The sequence below is a fragment of the Bradyrhizobium lablabi genome (assembly GCF_001440475.1).
Lineage (GTDB): Bacteria > Pseudomonadota > Alphaproteobacteria > Rhizobiales > Xanthobacteraceae > Bradyrhizobium > Bradyrhizobium lablabi.
Genome location: NZ_LLYB01000089.1, coordinates 3,571 through 21,380, shown reverse-complemented (window position 1 = coordinate 21,380; position 17,810 = coordinate 3,571). Strand labels below are relative to the sequence as shown.

Below are 17,810 nucleotides of genomic sequence, written 5' to 3'. Positions count from 1 at the left end.
CCCCTTTGATCTGCTTGGGGCCGACCAGAAGCAAATACATTTTCGATATCGGTCCAGCTGATCGCGCTATGCCCTGCATTGAAAGGAGCGGGGGTTTCAGGACTCGGCTGCTCGGTTTGATACACGGAGCGAACCATGACGAAGACGAGACGCAGGATTGAGGGACGCAAGTCGATGCCGTGGCCTGGCTGCGTTCTCTTGATGGCGTCGCGAGCGTCCTTACATCTGTGCTCGCGTTGGGATGCTGCTGTCATATTTGTCCTGAGAGCATCAGCATTCCACCTGTCAACCTGTGTCGCAGCCCTCGGATGCAAGTGAACGATCCATCTTCTCGATATCGGGTTTGCGCGTGCTCGCTCTCCTGCCGGGCACCGCATCAAAGGCCCCGGCCCCCTGGTCCACCAATTGCGTCTTCCAGGCATTGATCTGGTTCGTCTGGACCTCGTAGCTCCGGTGCCAGATCGGTCACCGTGTTCACTCCCCCGCCTCTTCCAGCGCGATCTTTGCTTTCAGGGCCGCGTCGATCTTGCGTCTTCGTCGTCATCTTGCGCTCCGTCTATCAAACTAAGCAGGTGGCCCAACATCGGGGTCCACCTCATACCGGGGGCACAGGGACCGTGGGTCTTGCCGGCCAACGAGATCGAGCGATCGCTCGACGATGGCAGGTCAATGGCCTGACGCTTATCCTTGCAGGTAGGCGACCGACCTTGACGTTCCATTCGACACCTCCGGCTCGATGAGCTTGCTGCAGGTGTCCTGTCATTCGGAAGAGGCCAGTGTGAGAATGCCGGCCAGGAAAAAAACGCGCCTGCACTCTGAAACGAACGCCCGAATGCTATCGCCGGCGAGAGAAGCGCGCTCGTGAGCCCGTGAACACCAGGACTGCCCAGCTCAACGAAGGATCGGGCGAGGCTCGATCCATATGGTTGTTGAACGGCCGCCTGATCTTCTCCATGAGCGAGAGCGGGATCCTCCCGGGCTTGGCATCGGCGTAGTATTCCCATCAGCTTCATCAGCCTAACCGGGAAAAAGCGCTCAGTCGGTCCCGCAAGGCCTGCCGATCTGCGGCGATGTTGTCGAGGTGCAGCTCCTCTGGCCGCTGTCCTTCCGCCAAACGTCTAACCAGCGTCCGCGTGGCCCGGAGCACGAACACGCCGCAATCAAAGCCGTTCTGCTGCTGGGCCATGGCGGCTATCCTGAGGCAGGCGCCCAGCCGTGCTCCAAGCTCTTCTGCGACGGCCCGGTTCTTGTCCCGGCCTGAGTCGTAGTGATAGGCGTGTATCCGTTCGGGCAGGCGGCGATCAACGAGCAGCAGGGACCAATGGGTGCCTCCCCCACCAGCTTCGCCATCGTTCACCGGCAGCAACAAAAAATTCGCTTCGTTACCATTGTGGTCCCTGACGATCCCCCTGAGAGTTTCTTCTACGTCGTTCATGTTCTCTGCCAAGCGCAACAGTTGAACTGGCGCGGGCGGCACGAGCCGGATCTGCGCTGCCAGACCCGGGTTCTCCCTCTGCAATTCCTGCTCCATCAACGCATAATCCGCCGTTATATGCTCGTCGCCCAGCCATTCCTCGGCGCCGAGCACGAGGCTGCGTCCCTGGAGCGAGGCTGTGGAATCCAAGGCTTCCGTGCGAGCATCCGGAGCTTTCGTCGAGGGCAGCCGCAAAGCCTCATCATGCAGCGCGTGCGATGTGGATGGCGAATCAACCGGAGCCTCGCGGCTGGCGTGGATGCCTGACGATTGAACCCTCGCTGATGATGAGGCGGCGGCCCGCATCTGCTCCACGATGATACCCGAAGCTCCCGCATTTTGAGAGCCTGGCGCAACAGGAAGCTCCTGGAACAAGCCGGCCTGCCGAGTCCCCTGCCCTGCGTCGCAGAGATAGGCGTGCAGCGCCGTCATGCAAGCATCCGCGCTCTTGAGATCCCGCCGGTGCTGCGGGGCGATCGTGAGATTGGCAAGCCGATAGACAGGATTGCGCACCTGCATCAGGTCCGAAATGGTCTGGTCTTGATCGGCGGTTCGCACCTTGGGACGCTTGGTGTTATGCCTCAGGTTCTGCCTGATCACGTCCTCGTTGGTATTGAGCCAGATCGAAACCGCTTTCCGGCCGATATGATCCCGGACTTCCTCGATCATGAATGCTCCACCACCAGTCGCAAGCACGGCTGGCCCTTGTTCGAGCGCGTGCCTGATCTCATTCACCTCAAGATTCCTGAAATGCGCCTCGCCGTCCTCAGCGAAGATTCGGGTTATGGACTTGCCGGTCTTTGCCTCGATCTCCTTATCGGAATCGATGAACCTCAACTCCAGTCGCTTGGCGAGCGCACGGCCAAGACTGGATTTCCCTGCTCCCATCATGCCGACGAGCACGATCGGCCGCGCGCCGAGGGCGCCACGAATCTCCCTTGTCATCCCGAAGCGCGCTGTGCGTTTCGGGGGGAGCACTTGCCGGCGGCGAGCCAGGCTGGCCCGAACTGTACTATCCGCGTCGGCTTCCCAGTGGGGGATCTCTATGGCCCCCTCGGGTATGACAACCTTGTTGCAGGTCTGTCGCACGCGTTCCAGGAGTTGCTCGGCTACAGATTTGTCCAGAGGCTCTCCGCTCGCTCGCTGCAACTCCTGCAGCTTCTGCAGGTCCTTGTACGTATCATGATTGTCGATCTTGGCCTTGTAGCTGTCCGTGGTGTGGAACTCCAGCTCGAAGCGGTAGCCCTCTGGCGTGGCGAGCACGGTCTTGATGCCGACGAAGGTCGGCGATCGCGTCCTGAACCAGTTGGTCGTGCTGACCTCGGCATAGCCGCTCTCGTCGAAGGCCAGAATGGCTCTCTTGAAGGCACGTGCAAATTCCGTCTCAGAAAGTTCGAAGACGTGGCGTACAGCGCTGCTGATCAGCTGGGCGCCGGCCTCAATCGGAGCCTGCATTCCGATGAGCTGCTCTGTCATCGAGTCTATCGATCTCAAGGCCCAACGCAAGTGAGGCATCTTCACGTTGAAGCCGGCTCTCCTGAGAGATTCAGCAACCGAGTTTGCCGCCAGGGTGATAGCCTTTTCTTCGGCTTGAGCGCGGGAAGCCTCCATTTGGGCGCGCTGTACGGCCTGCTCGCGAGTCAATGTGATTGTCGTGGCGGGATCATCGGCAACAGGCTCTCGGCCCGATGGTTGAGGCAGGATGCCTTGCTCGGCAGCAAGCTTGATCGAGACTTCCATGACTGAAGCGGCCAGCGTCGGATTGTCCTTGAGATCCTCCAGTGTCGCATCGACGTCGAACAGCCCCTGGTTGAGGTTGGCCGCCATGCTCTTGGTGTAAGGTACCGATTTCAATCCAGGTGTCCGTTGCAGCAGACGGTGAAGGTAGCCACTCTTGAACATAAAGATGTGAGCACCGGTGTCGGATTTATAGGCGTCAGTCCCGACCTTGATGCCGAGGCTCATGAGATTTTTTGCACTTTGCACGAGATCCTGCGGATCGTAACCATCCGGCCGCGGGTCGATACGCGCAGGGTAACGGTCCATAAGAAGCTGGACGCGGTCGCGTGGCTGAGCCGTTGCCGGATAGGTCTCCGCCAGCTCCGGAAACAGCTCGCAAAGTCGTTGGCTCATTGCGAGCTGTTCCTCACCCGCACCGGCGCCTGCTTCGGGCAGGAGTTGTTGGGGCAGGATATGGTCATCCAGCCGCGCAGACCATGCATCGAGTTCGGTGAGGAGCAACCCGGTTATCTCGCGCGCGACTGGATGGTCTGCCAGCTCAACCTCGTGCCGCGCCCTTTCGAGCATGTCCTGGACGTTCTGGGCACTCACCTCCTCCTGCTCCAACAGGCGCCGGATGTCTCGTTTGAGCTGTTGGTGAATTCCTTCGTACGTCCCGAAGACAGCACGCTCGGCAAACCACTGTCGGGCTTCATGGGACTGAGCCAGAAAGCCTCGCTGCAAGCCGGTATAGATTTCCAGAACATTCCGCGTAGCGGCGAGAATCTGGCTGGCCCGACCGAACTTGTAGCGACCATCCTCAATCGCCGGGGTGTGCGACTTTGGTGGCTTGAGCGAACGCAGTCCGCGAGCTTGCTCCTCTTGATCGAAATGTCTGACATGCTCGTAAAGCTGCGGCCGGTCGCCGATGATGACGAGGCTATCCCCATCGAAGTCGCCGTCGAGCTTCTTCTGTTCACCGGGCGGCACGGCAACCACCGAGCCCGGAGCAAACAACTCGGTTGCCTGGAGGATGCCGACGCAGTCGACCGGCGTGTCCGTCCTTGCGCGGTCCTTGCTATTGGTCCAACTGGAATGGCACTTGACGTCCTCGGCGGACATCACCAGGCCCCGGTCGGCGAAGTCGTCTGGCCACATCTCATCCGGCACCACGATCAGAAGCCCTTTGGCAAAGAAGGTCGGATCGTCGGCTGCCAATTCGTCCCCCGACTTCTGAGCGACATTGAAACTGTATTGCATCGTCACGCATCGATCGAGAAAGGACGCGGTCGGGTGGCGGCCGACCTGACCCGGTCGGGGGCGAACGGGCGAAGGTTGGGCTTGTCATAAGGGGATCGCCCGATCAGCACACCACCACCACTCAGCGTCTCGTCCTTCAGCGTGGGCACATGGAGGCAGTCATCAGCGGACGGGACGGCTACTGCGCCCAGACCGTTGATGTTTGCGGCCGTCACGGTGCGAAACAGCTCCTCGGATGTCAGCCTTTGCTCTTTGCGGTTCTCAAGCCAACTCCTGGCCTTCTCGAGCGCCTCATGCGCCACTTGCTCTTTGCGCGGATAATGTTGCAGGGCCGAGACCGGCAGGGATGACTTTCTTCCCTCACCAAAGGCAAGCACCCGGTCAGGACCTTCCCGCTCGCCGGCGCGACGAACTGCTGGCATAAGGTTGGCCAGCGAGGCCTTGATGAAGCCGCAGCCGTCGTGCGGTCGCAACGCTATGGGGCCGTCCGGCCCCCTCAACTTGAAGGGATGTTCCTCCTGGGCAGGGCGGTCCGGCAGCAGCCCTAGTTTGAAAGAGCCTTCCAGCGCGTAGTCGTGAGGAGACAGACCTTTGATTGCCGGGGGCGCCGCAAAACCCCTGCGCTGGGTGTAATAATAGGCCTCCTTGAAAGGCGCCCAGGCGCGCGACAGCTGCTCGAAGGGCGTGCCTCGAGCGGTTTCGGCATAGGGAATCGCCAGCAGCTTTCCTCCGCGAGTTGCCGGCTCGCCTGGAGCACGCGCCGCAACCTGGGACAAGGTCAGTCGCGGCGGCTTTAATTTGCTGCCGCCAAACAGGTCCATACGGTATGGCACCCCCTTGACGCTGACCGTACGCGCCAACATGAAAGCGCTCGGGGTCGCTGGCAGTTGCACTGCGACAACGGGCACGGCCCCGGAGGTCAGGCGATGAAAAGTCGAATATCGTCGTTCCGGCTCTTTGGCCAGCGGCCGCCCCTGCATGTCCACCACGGGCAGCGGCATCAGTCCGGCCTCGCCCTGCGGCGGGCCTTGGCGCGTGGTCCATGGCTCGCAAGACCTGATGCATGTTGAAGACCGACGCAGGATGTTGCGCCTGGATCTCCGCCGAATCCTGCTCCATGAAGGCGTCCAGCGCATCCACTGGACTGTCCGCTTCGATCTGCGCGATCAGATTCCAGCTCATTGTGGAAAGATCGCCCTGAATCAAGTCGCGCGCGCCAGCCAGGATTTGTCTGGTCCCGTGCTGCAACGCGTCCTGCCTGATCCGTAGATCGGGCCTGTTGCCCTCGACATATGGCGACCTGAACAATCTCTCCAGGACGGCACGCGCTTTAAGCGTTTGATAGATCGATAAAGCGGGGCGGCGGCTCGCAAGCGGCCCACGGGTCCGCTCGGCATGGCCTGCGTTCAGATGCGCCTCGATCTTGTGTTCGATCATGGGTTGGAGATCGTTGAGCAGGTTGAGAGCCTGCCTGCGGTGCCAGCGCAGTGACTTCTGTGGGCTGCGCGCCAGCGGCAGCAGGGCTGCGCACAGATTGCCCATGGTCTCCAGGTTGTTCCGGATGCCAAAATCGGCGGCTTGGCGCAATTGCGCGAGCCGGGACAAGCCTGTCGGTGCGAGCAAACCGAGATCATCAGACAGCCGCGCCTTGCCCAGCGCCTTGAAAATGGTTGCGATGTCCAGCACGTCGGCCTGCGCCAGGCGATCAGCATCATAGTGGAGATAGTGGGCGAGTTTGTGCAACCGGTCCTTTGGCAGAACGGCGTCCGTAATCTCCCCTCTATCCTCTGCACTCAGGATGGTTCGCGACAACGCATTGGCGAGCATACTCAGCTCAGGCGTGGTGAACACACCGAATCGTTGCCCTCGAGCACCCAATCCTTGCGCGATATCCATCGTGGACTGCCGGCACGCCGCTTCGTCCGCCCACTTGCTGAAGCCATTCACCAGGTTCGCCAGTTGCTGCGGAGCGAAATCAGTGAGCGCGCGCTGATGGGTCTCCCCGGCGATTGCGACCGTGGCTTTGCGGCAGTTTTCCCCGTCCGGCCACTTGCTGAAACCGTTCACGAGGTTTGCCAGTCCCTGAGGGGCAAAATCAGAGAGGTCGGCGCGGCGAAGGACGTTATCGGCGATCGCAGATGTGACATCGCGAGAGAGCGGCGCTTCCGGCCACTTGCTGAAGCCGTTCGCCAGGTTCGCCAGCTGCTGCGGGGCAAAATCAGACAGTTCGGCGCGGCCAAGGACCTCACCTGCGACCGCAAATGCGGCGTCGCGAGGATTCGGCGATTCCGGCCACTTGCTGAAGCCGTTCACCAGATTAGCCAGCTCCTGGGCAGTAAAATCACGCAGCCGGGAAGCGCGGCCAAGGACCTCACGCGCGACCGCGAATGTGGCTTCGCGAGGATTCGGCGATTCCGGCCACTTGCTGAAGCCATTGACCAGGTTCGCCAATTGCTGCGAGGTAAAGTCACGGAGCCAGACGTCGCGGTCAAGAACCTCCCCTGCGATGACGCCGGTGGCGTCCCGGCAGTCCGGCGCTTCCGGCCATCTGCTGAAACCGTTCACCAGACTAGCCAAGTGCTGGCGGGTAAAGAGCCGGGCGCGGCTGCGGCGGACCTCGCGAGCGATCGCAACTGTGGCTTGCTGAGATGGCGCCTCTTCCGGCCATTTACTGAAGCCGTTCACCATGTTCGCCAGTCCCTGCGGAGCAAAGTCAGACAGCTGGCGCAAATGGACCACTCCTGCAATTGCGAGCGTCGCGTCCCGACAGCCCGCCACGTCGGGCCACTTGCTGAAACCGTTAACCAGATTAGCCAGGTCCTGGGCATTAAAGGCGGAGAGCGGGACGCCGCGGCGGAGGACCTCATGCGCGATCGCATTCGCGGCTTGTTGACATGCCGCCACGTGCGGCCACTTGCAAAAACCGTTGACCAAATTCGCCAGTTCGTGCGGAGCAAAATCGGCGAGCAGGCGGCGGGAGATCTCCTCCGCGATTGAGAACGTCGCTTCGGGACAATCCGCTTCGCGCGGCCACTTGCTGAAACCGTTCACCAGATTAACGAGGTGTTGGTGAGTGAAGTTAAAGGGCTGGATGCCGCGCCGAAGAACCTCACGAGCGATCGCGTTCGCAGCTTGCTGACACCCCGTCTGTTCCGGCCACTTGCTGAAGCCGTTCACCACGTTAGCCACGTCCTGTCCGTTAAAGTCGGAGAGCTCGAACCCGCCGCGCGCGGAGCGGCGATGGACCTCACCGGCGATCGCGACTGTGGCTTGGAGAGACGCCGTCTCTTGCGGCCACTTGCTGATTCCGTTCACCAGGTTCGCCAGGTCCTGGTGACTGAAATCAAAGAGGCCGTAGTCGCTACTGGACCAGCAAATGACCTCACTGGCGACCGCGATTGTGGCCTGGCGAGACGCCGCCTCGTGCGGCCACTTGCTGAACGCGTTCACCAATGTCCCCAGCGCCCGCCGGGGAAGATGGGATAACGGGTCGTCACGGCGAATGACCTCAGTGGCGATCGCGACCGCGGCCTCGCGACAGTGCGGCCCGTCCGGCCACTTGCTGAAGCCGTTCACCAGGTTCGCGAGCTCCTGCGGAGCAAAGTCAGTGAGTTCGGCACGGCGAACGATCTCGCTGGCTATCAAGCCGGCGACTTGCTGAGCGGCTGCCTCCTGCGGCCACTTGCTGACTCCGTTCGTCAGGTTCGCCAGGTCCCGGGCATTGAAATCAAACAGCCCGAACTCGCCGCCCGCGGCGCGGCGACAGACCTCACCTGCAATGGCGAGCGTGGCTTGTCGGGACACCGTCTCTTGCGGCCATTTGCTGAACCCGTTTATCAACGTCGCGAGCCCCTGCCGGGAAAGATGAGACAATTGGGTCTCGCGGCGAAGGATCTCACTAGCAATTGCGACCGCAGCCTCGCGACAGTGCGTCCCGTCGGGCCACTTGCTGAAACCGTTCACTAGGTTCGTCAGATCCTGATAGGAAAACTCAGACAGCTGGCTGCGGAGGCGAAAGACTTCGCCGGCGATCACGATTGTGGCTTGCCGGCAATCCCGATCCTGCGGGCATCTGCTGAAGCCGTTCACCAGGAGCGAAAGGTCCTGCGGCGTGAAATGAGAGAGTTCTTCCTCGCGAGCGCGGCGAGAGAGTTCGATGGCGATCATGACGATGGCTTGGCGATAGACCGCCTCATCCGGACATCTGCTAAAACCATGGACCAAATTTGTCAGGTCCTGGTGATTGAAATCTGAGAGCGCGGGCCTGCCTTGGACGGCACGGCGGCCGATCTCATTTGCAATCACTCTCGTAGCCTGACGGGACCACCCCTCTTCGGGCCATTTCGTGAAGCCGTTCACCAGTCTTCCCAGGTCCTGGTGGTCAAATTCTGGAAGCCGGTCACGGCGGTCACGACGCACGACCTCGCCGGCAATGGCGCCCGCAGCTTCGCGAGAGGCCGCCTCTTCCGGCCATTTGCCGAAACCCTGCACCGCGCTCGCCAGTTCCTGGTGATTGAATTCAGAGAGCCGGGCACGGCGGTCGCGGCGCAGGACCTCACCCGCGATCGCAACTGTGGCTTGACGAAAGACCTCCTCTTCCGGGCACTTGCTGAAACCGCTCACCAGGTTCGCCAAGCCCTGGTGATCAAAGGGGGCGAGCCTCAAGTCACTGCCACTGCGGCGAACGATCTCACCGGCGAGAGCGACCATAGCATCGCGACAATCGGCGGCCTGTGGCCACTTGCTCAAACCGTTCACAAGGTTCGACAGGTGTTGCTGGGAAAAATCGGAAAGCCGGAACCGGCGGTCGGCGCGACGACGGACCTCACGGGCGACGGCTTCCGCGCCCTGGCGAGTTTCCACCCGCTCCGGCCACTTGCTGAAACCATTCACCAGCAACGACAGGCTTTGACTATTCAGCGCCCCAAGTGCCCTGTCTTCATCGCGGCAACATTCGGCGATTCCGATCGTTCCGTTGCGGCACGTCCTGGACTGCGGATACCGACCAAATGATGCGGCCAGGAGCGAAAGAGCTCTGGGTTCGACTTCACGCAGTCGCACGTCATCAAGCCGCGCCATGCGGGCTGCCATCGCCTTGCACGCTTCTACGCCTTCCTGGCCTCCGGGCTCGCTGGCTACTGCACTGCATGCCGTCGCGTAACCCCATGATTGCCTCCGGCGGACATCGTCCTCGAAGCGAGTGACAAATTTGGTTCTGAACCGTTCGGCGGCTTTTTGCATGAAGTCCGCATGGACCCTGTCGCCCGCCGCCCGCAACCGTTTATTATACTCCACCACTGCGCATGAGAATCCACCGATGTCACGCGCGAAATAAATTGCCTGTAGAGCTGCGTTTGATTGTTCTTCCGAAACAGCATCTTGCGTGTCCTGCCTGGCGACAGCAACACGATCCACGCGCCGCCTTTTTGGGTACCGCTCCAGGTCGGATACCGATTGTCTACGCGAGGAGGAGATCCGCTGTCGTGAGCTCCTCGATCGGTCGGAACCGGACCGCAACGAACTTGCTTCCCGAACGGGGGCACTGCCGGGCGGCAAATGGTGCGGAGCGGGTCGGCCGGCGAGCGCGCCAGGCGAGCAGTCGACCGACGTGCGGGGTCGGACATCGCGGGCCGAAATTGGCTTTTGAGCCGGCGCCCACATCCCGATCCTCAGGGCGCACGTCCTGCGCGGCGGACTCGAGCGTCGATCCACCTTCTCCAACACCATGGTCTTCAGGGCGGGACCAATAGGTCTCTGGCCCGGAGCGTCCGTCAACTCGCGTCATATTCCGCCTCCGTGCCGTGGCTCATCCACCGGCTTTATTTCGATGCTCTCAGAGCAGCCCCTTCACCGCCGAGCCGACGCTACTCGTCACGACCGGGCAGCGGCGATCGTCATTCGCCTTGCACAATCGCCGGCGCACTCGCATCGACCATGCCCTTGCCTTGCATCTGACGTAAACCGCACCTGCTTGCAGCGCAGCCGTGCAAAGCATTGTGGCCACTGCTGCGGCTTCGCATGAATCGATGCTAAAACTGCCCGCGAGATTTGACATCGATTGTTCAACTCGGGACGATGGCGCCCTTCCACCTGGCGATCCCGGAAGTCGGCAAAGGTGGATCTGGAAGTCGTCGCGATGGGGCATGCAACGGGCTGAACAATCGCGCCGGGAATGCGAAGCGCCGCCCAAAAGAGCGGGACAGGCCATTCAAGGCTTCCGATCCATAAGGGGGCCTGCAGATGATTGGGTCGGCTTGAGCCGTACCTGACGCCTGCGGGCGCCAGAAGAGCAGGCGCCGCAGATGGCTTAACCACCATTCCATCGGAACCGGGATGCCAAGAGGTTGGTCCGCGTATTCCATGGGACGCATTGTTTGGCTTTCATTGGAGGAAGCTCGCTCGCGGCCGAACCGGCAAATGTAACGCCCGGCGCTTGATGATAGAAATTCACTGCGGCCAGAACAAATAGATGCTCGTTCTGGGGTCATATTTCGCGCCTATGGCTGACGAGAGCGTTGCAGATCCCTCGGGAAATGGACGCAGCCGCAAAACCGGTGGCCCGGTTTGCTGCTTGAATTCCACAGGCCGCTCCAATTTGCCGACATCACGCCGCGAGAAGCGTGAGCAGACCGCAATGTCAGGGAGCGGATACCGACAGAATCGACCAAGGCAACCGCAGATGGATATGTTCGGGAGTGGCCTGTCGAACGGCGTCATCGGCGCACCCGCATGGCTGGACCTGCCGGCGGAAAGCCCGGCCCTCATGAGCCTGGTGACGCAGTCGATCCAAGGCTATGCTGCGAGGACAGCAACGCTGCCGCTAAGGAGATCGATCATGATCTCTGCAGGATGTGGCCTCATCATCTGGAGCGCAAAGATTCATTAGTGCGTCAATCCCCGGCGCATCAGGTGCTGCCCAATCGCGAGAGCAGCGCGCGTGTAATAGCCATGCGGGAGCGGCTGACGGCACTCGGGTGGTCAGGGGTTGAAGTGATCGATGATGATCGCGCTCGTTCAGCCGCCGGCGGCATACAACGCGCTGGTTTGGAGCGAATGGTAGCGGAGGTTTGCCCTGGCAGGGGTTGGTGCGGTTTGCGTCCGCGAGATCTCGGGCCCCGCAACAGCCGAGATTGGCAGCAACTCATCGAGATGTGCCGCGTGGTGGATACCGCTCCTGGTCATCCAGGAGACCATCGATGCGCCAAGGCACGGGAAAGGCGGCTCTGCCCCGGCGCAAGGGCAGCTTCAACGAGCACGAGCTTTATCTGTTACGTCAGCGCTCGCGGCCCCATCACTTCCCGTTATGCACCCATATCGATGAATTAATTTGCAGCTTGGCGGGTCTCCGGTACTGGCACTCGGAAGAATCATCAAGGTGCTAATTAGTCTTATCCTCGACAAAGTTTCGCCGCTGAGCGCGCCGGGCGCAATTATCGCTCGCGCCGCCAAAGCTTAAGAGGATGGCTTTGCGCCGGCACATGGAAACATTGAATGAATGCACATCTTCCGCGAGTGTGCCCCTCTTCGCGCCCCACGATACTCACGTTTCTTTGTCTACTCCTCACCGGATGCGCAGGCTCCGGCTCGACCGCTGAGCGCAGTGTTCTACTGAACCCGCCGAGCGGCATTCGGCACGTGTCCGAACATACATACTCGGAGGGCGCATCGCCAGCGGGGGGCTTTGAAGTGCTGACCCAGCCGTCGGCCCAGCCTGCCGAAACCTCGGAGCGGCGGCTACCGGTCACCGCCAATAGCACGCGCGTGAGTCTGGACTACGTCAATGCTGATATTCGGCGGGTCGTGAATGACGTCGTCGGCAATATCCTGGCCATGCCCGTTGTGATCGATCCAGGCGTAGAGGGAAAGATAACGCTGCGGACTTCCGGCAAGGTTCCGGCGAGTGATGTTCCGCGGCTGCTGGACGAAGTACTGGGAAAGCGCGGTTACGGACTGGCGGCAGTTGACCGGGGAGTCAGGGTAGCGCGCCTGGCTGACCTCGCCGACGGAGGGCGCGGTGACGTTAAGGTAATTCCCGTTCGTTATGTCGATCCAGTCGATGTCATCAAGGTCATCCGACCGAACATCGAGGAGAACGTTCATTTGACGCCTGCCCCCGGACAACGAGGCATTGCCATCAGCGGGCCGCCCGGTGGCGTTAGTTCCGCGCGTGAACTCATAGGGCTGTTGGACATCGATAGCATGCTTCACAAGTCCTTTGCACTGTATACCCTGGCTCAGGCAAGTCCCGCCGCAGTCGAGAGAGAACTCAATTTTCTATTTAATCAGAATGCTGGGGGCCCGGCGCGAGTCCGGTTTGCATCACTGGAGCGGTTGAATGGCATTCTTGTCATTGCCGACGACCCGGCGGCACTCCAGCACGCGCGTGAGACAATCGAGAAGCTGGACAGGACGTCGAAGGCAGCAGCAAACGTTCAAGTGCGGCCACTGAAGTACCGAAGGGCGACGGAAGTGGCTCAGGTGCTGGCGCAAATCTTCGGCGCTGAGCCGGGCGTCGCAGCAGCGCCCGCACAGTCCGCCGGAGAGTCCGGCAAGGTGCCGGTGGCAAGCCCGCTCAAACGATCAGACCTTCTTCTCAACCCGTCCAGCCCGGCGAACGAAGGCTCCGACTCGAACACGCAGACGGTGCAGGCAAAGCACGAAGCGGTGGCGGTCCCGGCCAGTCTCGGTTTGTCGGCGCCGGTGCGGATCCAGGCGGATCGCAGCCAGAACGCGCTTGTGATTCTGGCGGCACCGCACGATGCCAAGATCATCGATGCCGCAATCCGTCGTCTTGACGTCAAGCCTCGTCAGGTTCTCATCCAGGCAATTGTCGCGGAGGTCCGGCTAAACGATGGCCTGGGATACGGGGTGGACTATCTTCTGTCCTCCCGTGGCCTGGGTGCCGTTCCAAAAGGTGGCTTGTCCTATGTGTTTCCCGGGACAAGTGCCAACGTTGTGCTGCATGCGCTGAGCGAGGTGGCGGACGTCAAGGTTGTATCCGCGCCACGCATTCTCGCGGTCGACAATCAGCCGGCGACGATCCAGGTCGGCGAGCAGGTCCCTATCTTGTCGCGATCGTCGCAATCCCCGGCAAGCGAGAGCTCTCCGATCATCAGCAACGTTGAACTGCGCGACACAGGAGTAATCTTGGCTGTTACGCCCAGAATTGGCGCTGGCGGTAGTGTCACACTCGACACTTTTCAGGAGGTTAGCACCGCGAACAAGAACAAGCTTACCAATGTCCAGTCGCCTGTCATTTCGCTGCGCCGCCTCCAAAGCACCGTATCGACACGAAACGGGGATACAATAGCAATTGGTGGGTTGATGCAGGATAGTAGCTCTCGCGCCGATTCCGGGCTTCCTTTGCTGATGAACATTCCGCTTCTGGGAGCGGCATTCCGCCGTACTGAACAAACTAAAGAGCGAACGGAGCTCCTGGTGTTGCTCAATCCTCTGGTGCTTCATGGCGACGCAGAGGCAGGGGCCCTGACCGACGAGTTGCGGGCGAAGTTCGAATCACTCGCGCCCGAGCTCGGCCGCCAACTAACGCCCGGACCACAACGAGGCCCTGCCCCACCGAAGCGCGAGCAAGCTACGAAAGATCCGCAAGAGCTGGCGATCCCGGCTGTCACCGGCTCCATTTCGGTACCCAAAACGTTTCCTGAGATCCTAGTAGCCCCCCTGCTCGACGGCGTTATGCGAGGCACACTCCACCGATAAGTGGAGTGAAGCAGGCTCCCGATCGGAACGCCTTGCGGCGATAAAGTTGCAGTCCAGCAGATTCGGGGCGATCGGCAGGTCGTGGCGGCTGTCAGCGGTCCGCACCCGGCGTGGCCGCGCCATGATGGCCCTGATGCCGCACCAACCGCTGGATGCGACCACGGCTCGCCCCGCGGCCCTGAGCCTTCAACTCGACATGGATACGCGGGCTGCCATAACGCCCGCGGGTGTCGCGGTAGACCCGCCTGATGTCGTCGACGAGGTCACGATTGGCGGCAGATCGTCGGCTCTCCGGGCGCGAGCGCCAGGCATAATAGCCGGCCGGCGAGACGCCGAGCACCTCACACATCAGTGTCACCGGATAATCGGCGCAGCGATCTTCGATGAAGCGGAAATGTCCGTGTTCCAGCAAAGATCGCGATGGACTTTTTTAAAATGTCGCGCTCCATGCGCAACCGCTCGTTCTCACGCTGCAAACGCGCGATCTCTGCCGCGTGGTCCGCCGACGGCAGCGTCGCCTGCGTTGTGGGGCGCCGCGTCACCGCCGTCGACTCCAGCCGGGCCCCTCGCTGCTCCACCCACCGCTGCAGCACGAAATCCGGCAGGCCAAGCTCCTTGGCCACAGATCCGATCGAGCGCCCGCTCGACGCTACGAGATCATCCGCTTGCCGCTTGTAGTGGTCCGTAAACGACCGACGTTGACGTCCTTCCATCCGACACCTCCTGGCTCTTCGAGCTTACTACAGGTGTCCATCAATTCTTAGGAGGTTCACACATTTGACGTCGCATTTGAGCGAGCCGCCGCGGACGAAGTTTTGAATCGGCAGAATCTGTTGTGATTCGTTGTTGGGCGCCTGGTTTGGAGGCGGGGTGCCAGACAAATAGCGATTACTTATGGGGCAATAACTTGTGCTTGCCCCCGCTCGAGTTCTGCTGCGGGACGCGCCCGCCCCAGGCCGAGAAAGTCGCGTCCCGATCGAAAAAACCTTGGCATCAGCAATGCCTGATCAGAGAACGCGCTTGCGATTGATGCGACAGCCATCGCCATTGAGCATCACCGTCATCCACGGCGAGCCCAGGAACGGTCAGGCCGTGAACCGCTGGTCGACAGCTCAAGGTCGTTGTCATTGGCCGGCCGCGGCGGCCGGTGACGCTCGATCGCGCAAAGCTCTGCAGCTGGCACTGCCGGCGGATTGATAGACTCTCATGATCGCGCTGAAAGCAATCCTTGACGATCATCGTCCGGCCCCCTGGCTAAGAAATCTCGTTCGAGCGTCAGTTATCCGATCTTGGCGTGGAGCTTCTCGCCTACCAGCTCGTGGGCCGCTGTTACGGGCTTGAGCTTCTCGGTCATGTCCGTCGAACCGCCTGCCCGCTGCCGGTTGTCGATGTCGGCCTTCTTGACTAGGTCATGCAGCGTCTGCAGCGTGCAGCCGATCTTGCCCGCAATCGTGGGCCCCAGCCTCAATGCGACCAGTCCTGCGACGGGATTAGTATGTCCCCATAAGCACTCCCTATTTGTCTGGGACAGAGTGAATGGTTACGTGATCCCACGTAAGGCAGCGATGAGATATTCCTGAGGAGAACCATTATGGATGGCGGCTTTTTTCCGGACACCGGAGCTTGGAAAAGCTGGTACATGCAGCTGGCAGCGCAGCAGGCGGAGAACGTGCCTGATGACCAGCCGAGCGTTGAGGAGCAGCCTGGCGGGTTGCAGCTCTGTGCCTCTGATGGGTGCGAATCCAGCCCCGAACAGGCGCCTGGAGTCCGGCGCGTTGATATCGGGGGGTCGATGCGGCAACCGTCGCACTCCGACCTGCAGCCTGGCCGGTTTATCAGTGGTCGCCACAGTGTCGACTTCCCCAGAGCTTCACTGGACTATCCAGCCGGCGTGCCGCAATCCAGTCTTCGAGCCGAAGGGTTTGCTAGCATGCGGTACACGGCGCCCAACGAGAACACTTCGGTGCCGAAGACTAAGCATTCATGGCTGTCAAAGCTCAAGTCAGGACTTCGCTCGATCGGAGGAGGTAGCAGAAACAAAACTTCTGGTCTCTCGAACGAGCAACACAATACCCGCAGCAATCCCTTGCCGGACCTGCCTAGCGAGGACGCGGAGCTTATCGAATGGTATAAAGGCCAACTTATTCTCAAAAAGGGAGTTGAGAAAGGGAGAAAGGATTCAAGTATAAGCAGGCTTCGAAGTCTCTCTCGTACATTGGGTGAGAAGGGTCAGTCGTTGTCCGATCGGCTCAACGACCCGGCGTTAGATGCGGAAGCCAGGGCGATCAGTTACGAAACGGTTAGCGCACTGAGGTCGCTCCTCAGACAAAAGGGGCAACACGTTACCCGCGTCAATCCCTCGGCGGACCTCAACAGCGAGGACGCGGAGCTTATCGAATGGTATAAAAACCGAGTTGAGAAAGCGAACGCGGATGGAAGTGTAAGCAAGCTTCGACGTCTCTCTCGTGCACTGGCCGAGAAGGGTCAGTCGTTGTCCGATCGGCTTAACGACCCGGCGTTAGATGCGGAAGCCAAGGCAATTGACAAAAATTTGCTCACCGCACTGAGGGCACTCCGCAACAGCAAAGAGGAGAGTTCGGCGCCAGTTTGCCCCTATAGCCAAGACGTAGATCTCATTGAGCGCTTCCACAGCGCCTGCCTCGCGAGTTGGCGCAAGCCAGAGACCGCAAGAGCCTATTCAACCTCTCTTCGCGCTTTCGCTCGCTGGTGCGCTGCAAACAATCGGGGAGCAATTGCTGATCGGTTCAACCAATCGTCCTTGATGGCCGATGTCATTGCGCATGGTAGCGACCGCGTGCGCAAAGCGGTGAATGTCCTCCATGGAATGCCACATCTATTGGTCGAGCAGCAGGAAGCTCTCGGCGGGCCCGCCGGGCTTTCGCCGCAGAGGCGGTCCGACGTTGCCTCGCTGGTCGATCTGACCTCCTCTCCGGAGGAGCAGCAGGTTGATATTTCGCTCCAGGGCCGCAGCGGATTAGCGCTTGACGGAGACGAGTGGCTGGGGGACGAGCATATCCTGGCGGATTTCACTCTCCTGCAGCAGGAGCTGCAGAGAGACAATCCGGTTCTCGCCGCCCGGACGCGTTTCGTGGATCCGCTCATAGCCCACCAGCTGCGCGAGGGTGCCCATGATGACATGCTGCGCGCACTCCAGCGTGTCCTTTATGATCGCTATGGTAACGATACGGCCGACTTCCTATTCTTGCCGGTGAACGATGCCAGCGCTACAAGCCGCGGCACCCATTGGTCGCTGCTGTTGGTTGATCGCCGCGATCGGGAACGGTCGGTGGCCTATCACTACGACTCCTTCGGGGGACGTAACGACAATGTTGCCGCCAGGCTCGCCGCCCGGTTGAACGCCGACNACGCCAGCAGCGGAACGGTTACGATTGCGGCGTCTTCGTCGTGGACGGCACCCGAGAGCTGGTTAGGCGATTGGCGGGAGGACCGCAGCCAAACCTCTGGAACCTCGACGAAGTCGTCGCCGATCGGCGGCAACTCCAACGACGATTGAGCACCGCTCCCGGACATTCGCGAGCGAATGATCCGGCGGATCGAGCGGGCCCCTCGACACGAAGCGTTGATTCGACAGAATTTTGGCGGGGAGTGGACCAAG

General features: G+C 60.9%; 7 protein-coding genes and 2 pseudogenes. 3 read left to right on the top strand and 6 right to left on the bottom strand.

The features are described from left to right. The 3 genes and pseudogenes from CQ14_RS45345 to CQ14_RS48325 form a co-directional block, all read right to left on the bottom strand. A partial coding sequence (locus tag CQ14_RS45345; RefSeq protein WP_210183171.1) for a hypothetical protein occupies positions 1-254 on the bottom strand: 254 nt, incomplete at its 3' end. Between the two features lie 758 nt (positions 255-1,012). Beyond that, the gene (locus tag CQ14_RS48330; RefSeq protein WP_430650218.1) at positions 1,013-1,780 is read right to left on the bottom strand and encodes a Ulp1 family isopeptidase; all 768 of its coding nucleotides are present in this window, start codon (positions 1,778-1,780) and stop codon (positions 1,013-1,015) included. Positions 1,781-1,867: 87 nt separating this feature from the next. Further along, a pseudogene (locus CQ14_RS48325) lies at positions 1,868-9,532 on the bottom strand (shikimate kinase); the annotation flags it as partial. Positions 9,533-11,132: 1,600 nt separating this feature from the next. On the opposite strand from CQ14_RS48325, the gene CQ14_RS43865 reads away from it, so the two are divergent. Together CQ14_RS43865 and CQ14_RS25685 are read left to right on the top strand one after the other, a co-directional pair. Further along, positions 11,133-11,339, top strand: coding sequence for a hypothetical protein (locus CQ14_RS43865; protein WP_057860637.1), 207 nt, complete (start codon positions 11,133-11,135; stop codon positions 11,337-11,339). 800 nt (positions 11,340-12,139) lie between these two features. Beyond that, on the top strand, positions 12,140-14,173 hold the full coding sequence (locus CQ14_RS25685) for a secretin N-terminal domain-containing protein (RefSeq protein ID WP_199805616.1): 2,034 nt from the start codon (positions 12,140-12,142) through the stop codon (positions 14,171-14,173). 91 nt (positions 14,174-14,264) lie between these two features. Here CQ14_RS25685 and CQ14_RS25680 read toward each other — a convergent pair whose 3' ends face one another. The 3 genes from CQ14_RS25680 to CQ14_RS25675 form a co-directional block, all read right to left on the bottom strand. Next, positions 14,265-14,522 (bottom strand): IS3 family transposase, encoded by a 258-nt coding sequence (locus CQ14_RS25680; protein ID WP_082650031.1) that lies wholly within the window; start codon positions 14,520-14,522, stop codon positions 14,265-14,267. Next, positions 14,515-14,886, bottom strand: coding sequence for a transposase (locus CQ14_RS42530; protein ID WP_082650030.1), 372 nt, complete (start codon positions 14,884-14,886; stop codon positions 14,515-14,517). The genes CQ14_RS25680 and CQ14_RS42530 overlap by 8 nt, the downstream gene beginning before the upstream one ends. Positions 14,887-15,452: 566 nt before the next feature. Continuing rightward, positions 15,453-15,641, bottom strand: a complete 189-nt coding sequence (locus tag CQ14_RS25675; protein WP_057860633.1) for a hypothetical protein — start codon at positions 15,639-15,641, stop codon at positions 15,453-15,455. Positions 15,642-15,764: 123 nt separating this feature from the next. On the opposite strand from CQ14_RS25675, the pseudogene CQ14_RS47890 reads away from it, so the two are divergent. Further along, positions 15,765-17,558, top strand: a pseudogene (locus tag CQ14_RS47890) (Ulp1 family isopeptidase); the annotation flags it as partial. Positions 17,559-17,810: the final 252 nt, after the last annotated feature.